The organism is Candidatus Blastococcus massiliensis AP3 (genome assembly GCF_000582785.1).
GTDB lineage: Bacteria > Actinomycetota > Actinomycetes > Mycobacteriales > Geodermatophilaceae > Blastococcus > Blastococcus massiliensis.
The window spans coordinates 373,547-381,346 of sequence record NZ_HG931175.1 but is presented as its reverse complement, the minus strand read 5'-3'; the positions used below and the strand labels follow the sequence as shown (position 1 = coordinate 381,346).

General features: G+C 74.7%; 10 protein-coding genes and 1 pseudogene. 4 read left to right on the top strand and 7 right to left on the bottom strand.

Annotated features, from left to right (window positions below):
• Together BN344_RS20840 and BN344_RS15995 are read left to right on the top strand one after the other, a co-directional pair.
• Window positions 1-397: pseudogene (locus BN344_RS20840) on the top strand (hypothetical protein); the annotation flags it as partial.
• Between the two features lie 142 nt (window positions 398-539).
• A complete protein-coding gene (locus tag BN344_RS15995) occupies window positions 540-872 on the top strand; it encodes a hypothetical protein (protein WP_040339547.1) in 333 nt (110 codons plus the stop codon).
• Window positions 873-890: 18 nt separating this feature from the next.
• Here BN344_RS15995 and BN344_RS15990 read toward each other — a convergent pair whose 3' ends face one another.
• The 4 genes from BN344_RS15990 to BN344_RS15975 all read right to left on the bottom strand — a co-directional run bounded on the left by BN344_RS15990 (window position 891) and on the right by BN344_RS15975 (window position 3,420).
• Window positions 891-1,862, bottom strand: coding sequence for an NADPH:quinone oxidoreductase family protein (locus BN344_RS15990; protein ID WP_040339546.1), 972 nt, complete (start codon window positions 1,860-1,862; stop codon window positions 891-893).
• A gap of 76 nt (window positions 1,863-1,938) precedes the next feature.
• The gene (locus BN344_RS15985) at window positions 1,939-2,805 is read right to left on the bottom strand and encodes a siderophore-interacting protein (RefSeq protein ID WP_040339545.1); all 867 of its coding nucleotides are present in this window, start codon (window positions 2,803-2,805) and stop codon (window positions 1,939-1,941) included.
• A gap of 36 nt (window positions 2,806-2,841) precedes the next feature.
• A complete protein-coding gene (locus BN344_RS15980; RefSeq protein ID WP_040339544.1) occupies window positions 2,842-3,204 on the bottom strand; it encodes a DUF1330 domain-containing protein in 363 nt (120 codons plus the stop codon).
• A 24-nt stretch (window positions 3,205-3,228) separates the two neighbouring features.
• Window positions 3,229-3,420, bottom strand: coding sequence for a hypothetical protein (locus BN344_RS15975; protein WP_040339543.1), 192 nt, complete (start codon window positions 3,418-3,420; stop codon window positions 3,229-3,231).
• A gap of 80 nt (window positions 3,421-3,500) precedes the next feature.
• Here BN344_RS15975 and BN344_RS15970 point away from each other — a divergent pair, with 80 nt between their 5' ends.
• A complete protein-coding gene (locus tag BN344_RS15970) occupies window positions 3,501-5,144 on the top strand; it encodes a bifunctional 3'-5' exonuclease/DNA polymerase (RefSeq protein WP_040339542.1) in 1,644 nt (547 codons plus the stop codon).
• Window positions 5,145-5,169: 25 nt separating this feature from the next.
• Here the strand turns inward: BN344_RS15970 and BN344_RS15965 are convergent, their stop codons facing one another.
• Together BN344_RS15965 and BN344_RS15960 are read right to left on the bottom strand one after the other, a co-directional pair.
• Entirely contained in the window at window positions 5,170-5,640 is a 471-nt protein-coding gene (locus tag BN344_RS15965; protein ID WP_155858919.1) for a hypothetical protein, read from the bottom strand.
• 161 nt (window positions 5,641-5,801) lie between these two features.
• Window positions 5,802-6,152: an ArsC/Spx/MgsR family protein gene (locus BN344_RS15960; RefSeq protein ID WP_040339540.1), complete on the bottom strand. Its 351-nt coding sequence runs from the start codon at window positions 6,150-6,152 to the stop codon at window positions 5,802-5,804.
• Between the two features lie 97 nt (window positions 6,153-6,249).
• Here BN344_RS15960 and BN344_RS15955 point away from each other — a divergent pair, with 97 nt between their 5' ends.
• Window positions 6,250-7,074 (top strand): sulfite exporter TauE/SafE family protein, encoded by an 825-nt coding sequence (locus tag BN344_RS15955; protein ID WP_051516022.1) that lies wholly within the window; start codon window positions 6,250-6,252, stop codon window positions 7,072-7,074.
• A gap of 6 nt (window positions 7,075-7,080) precedes the next feature.
• Here BN344_RS15955 and BN344_RS15950 read toward each other — a convergent pair whose 3' ends face one another.
• Window positions 7,081-7,647 (bottom strand): hemerythrin domain-containing protein, encoded by a 567-nt coding sequence (locus tag BN344_RS15950; RefSeq protein ID WP_040340014.1) that lies wholly within the window; start codon window positions 7,645-7,647, stop codon window positions 7,081-7,083.
• Window positions 7,648-7,800: the final 153 nt, after the last annotated feature.

The window sequence follows — 7,800 nt, the reverse complement described above, 5'->3', positions numbered from 1 at the left end:
CCCGCGGACGGCTGCCGGCTCCGTCGCCGCGCGGGTCGTCGCCCGGATCAGCAACAGCGCCGGACCGATCGCGGCGAGCGTCCAGGCGGCCGCCAACGCGGTGGTCAGCAACGTGCCGGGCGCCGGTTCCATCACCCTCGGCGGCACCCGCGCGAGCGCGGCCGATCCCGGGGGACACCCCTCCGGCAAGGCGCTCGACTACATGGTCATGTCCGACGGTGCGCTCGGCGACGCGATCGCCGCCTACCACATCGCCCACTGGAACGAGCTCGGCGTGGACTACATCATCTGGAAGCAGCGGATGCTCAGCTCGCCGGGCGGCTCCTGGAAGGCGATGGAGAACCGGGGCAGCGCCACGGCCAACCACATGGACCACGTGCACGTGAACTACCGCTGACGTCCGCCCTCGGGGGTGGCCCTCCGGGGCTTCCCCCGGGGTCGCGCCGCCGCGCGGTGCCGCGGCTAGTGTCGAACTCACCGGCCGCGTTCAGCCGACGCATCCCGGTTCCCGTCCGCCCCAGCCACTGGAGGAGCTCGCCGTGTCGACGACCCGTCGTGGACAGGGGGGCGAGGGGGACTCGCCGGTCGCTCCGCCCATCCCGTCGTTCGCGTCGCTGCGCGCCCCGCGCCGCAGCTCGCCGGCCATGGACTGGCTGGCCCCCGCGCCCGTCGAGACCCGGGCCGGGGCGGAGCCGTCGCCCGCGGCGCAGCCGGCGCGGCCTCCCCGGCCCGCCGGGCCGGCTCAGCCCCGGCCGGCCGAGTGGCCGGACCTGCTGCGGTTCGGGATGCGCCTGGCGCAGGGCGCGCTGCGGCTGCCCGGCGTGCTCGCGTGCCTGCCCGCCCGCCGGCTGCGGCGGCTCCTGGGGGAGTGACGCCGCAGCCGGGGCGGGTCAGCCGCGGACGCGGAGGAGGACCTTGCCCGCGGCCCGGCGCTCGTCGAGCTCCGTGACGGCCGCGACGACGTCCTCGAGCGGGTGCACGGTGCCGAGGACCGGGTCCAGCTTGCCGCCCTCGAGCAGGGGGTAGAGCTCCTGCCACTGCTCCTGCGGGAAGCCGGGCGCGCTGCCGGACCAGAAGGCGCCCCAGCCGACGCCGACGACGGACACGTTGTTGAGCAGCAGCCGGTTCACCTTCACCGTCGGGATCTCCCCGCCGGTGAAGCCGAGCACCAGGATGCGGCCCTCCCGGCCGAGGCTGCGCAGCGAGTCGGTGAACCGGTCGCCACCCACGGGATCCACGATCAGGTCGACGCCGCGGCCGCCGGTGAGCTCCTTCACGGCGTCGCGGAACCCCTCGGAGGGCACGACGTCGTCGGCCCCGGCCGCCCGGGCGACCTCGCCCTTGGCGTCGCTGGAGACGACCGCGACGACGCGGGCGCCGTAGGCCTTCGCCAGCTGGACGGCCGCCGTCCCGAGGCCGCCGGCGGCGCCGTGCACGAGCACGGTCTCGCCCTCGCGCAGCTGACCGCGGCGGCGGAGCGCGAAGTGCATCGTCAGGTAGTTCATGGGCAGGGCGGCGCCCTGCTCGAAGCTCGTCCCGTCCGGGAGAGCGAACACCATCGAGGGTGCGGCGGCCACCACCTCGGCGAAGCCCCCGAGCGAGGGGAACGCCGCGACGCGCTGTCCGGGGGAGAATCCGCTGCCCTCGGGCGCCGAGCGGACGACGCCCGCCACCTCGCTGCCCGGGATGAACGGCAGCGGCGGCTTCAGCTGGTACTCGCCGCGGCTCTGCAGCACCTCGGGGTAGGTGACCCCGGCGGCGTGCACCTCGATGAGGACCTTGTCCGCGGCCTCGGGCTCGGGTACGTCGACGACCTGGATCGCCCGGGGGCCGTCGAGGGTGGAGATCTGAGCGGCGCGCACGGGTCCTCCTGTTGCTGTGGGGGTCGGTGCCCCGAGCTTGTCAGACGGCTCACCCGGGCGGCGCCCCGCCCGCTGCTCACGCGGGTGCGGGTGCCTCCTCGGCCTCGATCTGCGCGTTCCACTCCCGCTTGCTCGCCTGCCAGCCGTCCTCGGTCGCCCCGCGCCGCCAGTAGCCGGAGATCGACGTCCACGCGGGGGCGAGTCCGCGCAGCTCGCGGAGGTGCCGGCGCAACTCCCGCACGGCGTGCGCCTCGCCGTGCACGAAGAGGTGCCCGGTGCCCTCGGGCAGCTCCGCGTCGCGTACCGCCTCGACGAGGGCCGCCCCCGGTGCGCCGTCCCCCCGGTGGAGCCAGCGCAGCTCGATGCCGGGGGAGAGGCGGAGGTCGCCCTGCTCGTCCTCGGGCCCCGCGACCTCGACGAAGACCAGTGCCCGGGCGTCCGGGGGGAGTCGGTCGAGGGTGGCGGCGATGGCCGGGAGCGCGGCCTCGTCACCGGCGAGCAGGTGCCAGTCGGCGTCCGGCCGGGGGCCGTAGGCGCCGCCCGGCCCCATGAACTGGATCCGGTCGCCGGGCCGGGCCGACGCCGCCCAGGGCCCGGCCACGCCCTCGTCGCCGTGGTGGACGAAGTCGATCGTCAGCTCCCCGGAGGCGGGATCCCAGGCCCGGACCGTGTACGTGCGGGTGACCGACCACTGCTCGGCCGGCAGCTCGGCGCGCACCTGCTCGACGTCGAACGGGACGTCGTAGGAGGCGCCCGGGGGCCGGAAGAGGAGCTTCACGTAGTGGTCGGTGAACTCGCCGGCGGGGAAACCGGCGAGGCCCTCGCCCCCGAGGACGACCCGGATCATGTGCGGGGTGATGCGCGACGTGCGCACCACCTCGCCGATGCGCGGGGCCCGCTTGCGGGCCGGACGGTCGGGGTCCCGCGGTCGTGGCTCGCTCATGACCGGAACCCTAGGCCAGCCGAGGTTAGGCTTGCCTCACCAGGGGGCGGTGGCCTGGAGCACCGCTTCGGTGAGCGCTCCGGTCCGCAGCCCGGTGACCTGCTGGTACTCCGGATCGGCGACCATCCGGCTGAAGGCCTGGCGGGAGGGATAGCGGATGAGCAGCACCGAGTCCCAGTCCTGGCCGGCCTCGGCGACCAGGGCGGTGGAGCCCTCCCCGGCGTAGAGGATCTCTCCTCCGTAGCGCGGGAGGAACGTCGTGCGCAGGGCCTCGGCGTACTGCGCGTAGGACTCCCTGCCGCCGTCGGCGTAGCGGAGCAGGTTGAGCATCACGACGGGTCCGCCCGGATCCTCCTGCAGATAGCGCTTGAGGTCCGTGCCACGGGGATCGACAGCCATGCCGCACGCTAACCGGTCGCCGTGTCAGCCGCGCCGCAGCTCCCGCACCGTCTGGACGACGTAGACGACCGAGAGGACGAAGAACGCCGCTCCCAGGACCGCGCGCACCTGGTCGCCGGTGAGGCCCGAGCGCTTCGCCACCGGGTCGGCGACCGCATCGGCGACCCTGGCCCGCCAGCCCTGCAGGCCGGCCTTTCCCATCGAGACGGTATCCATGGATGGGCGGTACCCGGTGCGGTCGCGGTCAGGCCTGCCGTCCGACGCCGGCTGTCGCACCCGTGGACGAGACTGCCCGCGTGGACCGGATCGTTCTCGTGCGGCGCGGCGAGGGCGTCGAGGTCCGGGAGGACGACGCGACGGTGCAACTGCCGGCGGCCGACCTGCCGCGGTTCGTCGCCGAGCGCGAGGCCGCGGGCCGGGCGGTGCGCTGGGTCTGGGACGACACGACCCGTTGGTACCCGGGCCTGCTGGAGCGGGGCGTCCGCGTGGCCCGGTGCACCGACCTGCGGCTGTGCCACGCGCTGCTGCGGAGGTCGCCCTCGGCCGACCAGGACCTGCTGGCGTCCGACGAGACACCCGGCTGGGACGCGCTGCAGCCGGTCACCGCCGTCGATCCGGGGCTCTTTCCGCCGGCCGATCCGGCCGACCGGCTCGACCCCGTCGCGGAGCACGACCGGCAGCGGACGGTGGTGGCGGCGTCCGCGGAGCGGTGGCGGCTCGAGCTCCTGCTCGCCGCGGAGTCCTCCGGGGCCCTCGTGGCCGCCGAGATGACGCACACCGGGCTGCCCTGGCGCGCCGACGTCCACGACCGGCTGCTGACCGCGCTGCTCGGCCCGCGACCGGGGGGCGGGCAACGGCCGGCGGTGCTGGAGCGGCTCGCCGGGGAGGCGCGGGCGGCACTGGGGGCGCCGGATCTCAACCCGGACTCGCCCGCGGACCTGCTGCGCGCGTTGCAGGCCGCCGGGCTGCCGGTGAGCGACACCCGCTCCTGGACCCTCGAGCAACTGGACCACCCCGCGATGCCGGCGCTGCTGGAGTACCGCAAGCTCTCCCGGCTGATGACGGCCAACGGCTGGTCGTGGCTGGACGCCTGGGTGCGCGAGGGCCGGTTCCGTTCGTGGTTCGTGCCGGGCGGCGTCGTCACCGGGCGGTGGGCGTCCAACGGTGGCGGAGCGCTGTCGATGCCCACCCAGGTCCGCCCCGCCGCGATCGCCGACGAGGGCTGGCGGTTCGTCGTCGCCGACGTCGCGCAGCTCGAACCGCGGGTGCTCGCCGGGATGAGCGGGGACACCGCGATGGCCGAGGCGGCTCGCGGCGCCGACCTCTACCAGGGGATCGTGACGGCGGGCGTCGTCGGGACCCGCGCCGAGGCCAAGGTCGGCATGCTCGGCGCGCTGTACGGGGGGACCCGCGGCGAGAGCGGCCGGATGATGCCGCGGCTGGCCCGCCGCTATCCGCGGGCGATCGGCGTGGTGGAGGAGGCGGCGCGGGCGGGGGAGCGGGGGGACGTGGTGCGCACCCTGCTCGGCCGCGGCTCGCCGCTCCCCGGAGCCGGCTGGGCGGACCGCCCCGTGGACCTCGGCGAGCCCCCCGACGACGGCGGCTCGCGCCAGGACGACGGCCGGCAGCGCCGCGCGTGGGGCCGGTTCACCCGCAACTTCGTCGTCCAGGGGACGGCGGCCGAGTGGGCGCTGTGCTGGCTGGCCGACCTGCGCAACCGGTTGTGGGCGCTGGGCGAGGGGCCGCTGGACGCCCGGCCGCACCTCGTCTTCTTCCTGCACGACGAGGTGGTGGTGCACGCGCCCGAGTCCCTGGTGACCGAGGTCGGCGACGCGGTGCGGGCGGCGGCAGCCGAGGCGGGCCGGCTGCTGTTCGGGTCCTTCCCGGTCGACTTCCCGCTCGACGTGGCGGTCGTCCGCTCCTGGGCCGACGCCTCGTGAGGGCGGTCAGCGCCGCCCGGGTCGCTCACGCGCAGATCCAGCCGCTCGTGAGGGCCGGCCACGCCTCGACCGTGTCACTGTCCACGGCGTAGGCCGTCGAGAGGTTGTTCGCCAGCCACAGCTCGACCCCGGTGCCGTGCTCCCAGCCGGTCGGGATCGCGTCGTCGGGCAGCTCGGCATCGGGAACGAACGATCCACGGGTGCGCTCGGCGAAGACACCGTCGGGGTCGCGCACGAACGAGTGCCCGGCGCCCTCGGTGCTGCCGTCGTCGAGCGGCCAGTGGATCTCCAGGATCAGGGCACTGTCCATGTCGCAGTGGGTGTCGCCCTCGTAGATCCGGATCACGGATGACGGGACCCCCTCGTCGCGCTCCCACCCTGCCTGCAGGCGGCCGTGATCGTCACCCGTCAGCAGTCGCTCGTGATCGTTGCTGCCGCACGCGGACGTGGCGAGGACGAGCAGCGCAAGGGGCACAGCCCAGCCGCGAGCGGTCACGCGACCATCCTGGGGGCCGACCAGCAGGCCGCTTCAGGTCGCAGCCCGGTTGACGCCGAAGCGAGACCTCCACGATGCGCACGCAGGTGTCCGTGGAGCCGCCTTCTGGGTGAGTCCGCGACGAACAGCCGGCCCGATGCCATCACCCTCGTCAGCCGTCCTCAGGGAGCGGTGACCTCGCGCAGCGTCTCGTCGTCCCGGGCCACCCACGCGCGGCCGTCCCCGGACAGGACGATCGGCCGCTGGATCAGCGCCGGATGCGCGACCAGGAGGCGGATCCAGGCCTCCCGGTCCCGGGGCAGGTCGCGGACACCGAGCTCCCGGGCCAGCGGATCGGCCGCCCGGGTGATGTCCCACGGCTCCAGGCCCAGGGCGCCCAGTGCCTCCCGCAGCTCCGCCTCGGTCGGCGGCTGCTCGAGGTAGCGGCGCAGCGTGTACTCGATCCCGGCCTCGTCGAGCCGGTCGCGGGCGATGCGGGACTTGGAGCACGAGGGGTTGAACCAGACCTCCACGCGCCCAGCCTAGGGCGGTGCACCGCCTGGCCGACCTGTCGTGGTGAGGTGGGCGGCGCACGGCCGCCGGAACGGACGGCGGGCCGGAAGGAGAGCGATGACCGACCTGCTGGCGGTGGATCTGCTGCCCGAGGGGTTGGCGACGACGACCCTGCTCCTGGTCCTGCTCGCCGGCCTGGCCGCCGGGTTCATCGACGCCGTCGTCGGCGGGGGCGGGCTGGTGCAGCTGCCCGCGCTGCTGCTGGTGCCCGGGATCAGCCCGGTCGAGGCGCTCGCGACGAACAAGCTCGGCTCGATCGCCGGAACGACGACCAGCGCCGTCACCTACTACCGCCGCGTGCGCCCCGACCTGCGCACCGCGCTGCCCATGGCGGCGATCGCCCTGGTCGGCAGCTTCGCCGGTGCGTCGGTGGCCGCCCTGCTGCCGGCCGCGGTGTTCAAGCCGGTGATCGTCGTCGCGCTGATCGGCATCGGCGCGTTCACGATCCTGCGGCCGGCGCTGGGGGGCGTCACCGCGCTGCGGCACAGCGGGCGGCGGCACCACGGGACGGCGGCGGGGATCGGCGCCGTCATCGGCTTCTACGACGGCATCCTCGGGCCGGGCACCGGCTCGTTCCTCGTCTTCGCCACGGTCTCGCTGCTGGGCTACGCGTTCCTCGAGGCCAGCGCCAAGGCCAAGATCGTCAACTGCGCGACCAACCTCGGGGCGCTGCTGTTCTTCGTGCCGCACGGCTCGGTCTACTGGGGGCTGGGCCTGCTCCTCGGCGTGGCGAACATGGTGGGCGGCTACCTGGGCGCCCGCACGGCGACCGCGCGGGGCAGCGGCTTCATCCGCGTCGCGTTCCTCGTCGTCGTCACCGCGCTGATCGCCCGGGTCGGCTGGGACGTCTGGCAGGAGAACCTGCAGCCGCTGCTGGACTGACGCGGCTCAGAGCGAGTTCGGTCGCCCGGTCAGCTTGTCGCGGAGCCGGTCGACGAGCCCGACACCCGGACCGAGCGTCTTGTGGAAGAGCTCGCTGTGCGGGGCGCTCGGGTGCGGCCGGGTGGGAGCCGCCTTCTTCGCGAGCTCGACCTTCGTGCCGATCTCCACCAGCTGCTCCCGCGAGAGATGGGTGCGGAGGAGGGGGAACTGCTCGCTCTCCTCGTCCTGCACGTGGTCGCGCAGGATCTGCTCGAGCCGGCCGAGGGTCTCCAGGAACCGTGGGTCGGCGGAGTCGATGCCCTCGAGCTCCTTCATGACCTCGACGAGCTCCTGGTGCTCCTCGAGATCGTGCTCGACCCGGCGCGCGCCATCGGGGAGGTGGTCGCGCATGGCCGGGTAGACGAACATCTCCTCGGCGACGGCGTGCCGCATGAGCTCGGCGATGATCGTGTCGGCCATCTCGCGGCGCTGGTCCGGAGCCGCGCCGGGGATCTGGCCGACGAGTGTCATCACCTCGTGGTGGTCGGTCGTGAGGATGTCGACGACGTCCTGGTCACCCGTGCTCGTGGTCATCCCGCGTCCCTCTTCCGCCTGGGTCGGTCGAGTCCTGGACCGCGGGCCTACCCGGGCGGCGGCCGCAGCACACCGGCTGGACCGCGATCCCGCCCGGGTGGCCGGGCTCAGCCCCGGCGGGAGCGGCCGCGCGGGCCGCCCTGCCGCCCGCCG

Coding starts and splice junctions, on each gene's coding strand:
- BN344_RS15980 (WP_040339544.1), bottom strand. CDS start 3,204: ATGGCTGTCGATCCCCGTGGCACGGACCTCAAGCGCTATCTGCAGGAG.
- BN344_RS15950 (WP_040340014.1), bottom strand. CDS start 7,647: ATGACCACGAGCACGGGTGACCAGGACGTCGTCGACATCCTCACGACC.
- BN344_RS15955 (WP_051516022.1), top strand. CDS start 6,250: ATGACCGACCTGCTGGCGGTGGATCTGCTGCCCGAGGGGTTGGCGACG.
- BN344_RS15975 (WP_040339543.1), bottom strand. CDS start 3,420: ATGGATACCGTCTCGATGGGAAAGGCCGGCCTGCAGGGCTGGCGGGCC.
- BN344_RS15985 (WP_040339545.1), bottom strand. CDS start 2,805: ATGAGCGAGCCACGACCGCGGGACCCCGACCGTCCGGCCCGCAAGCGG.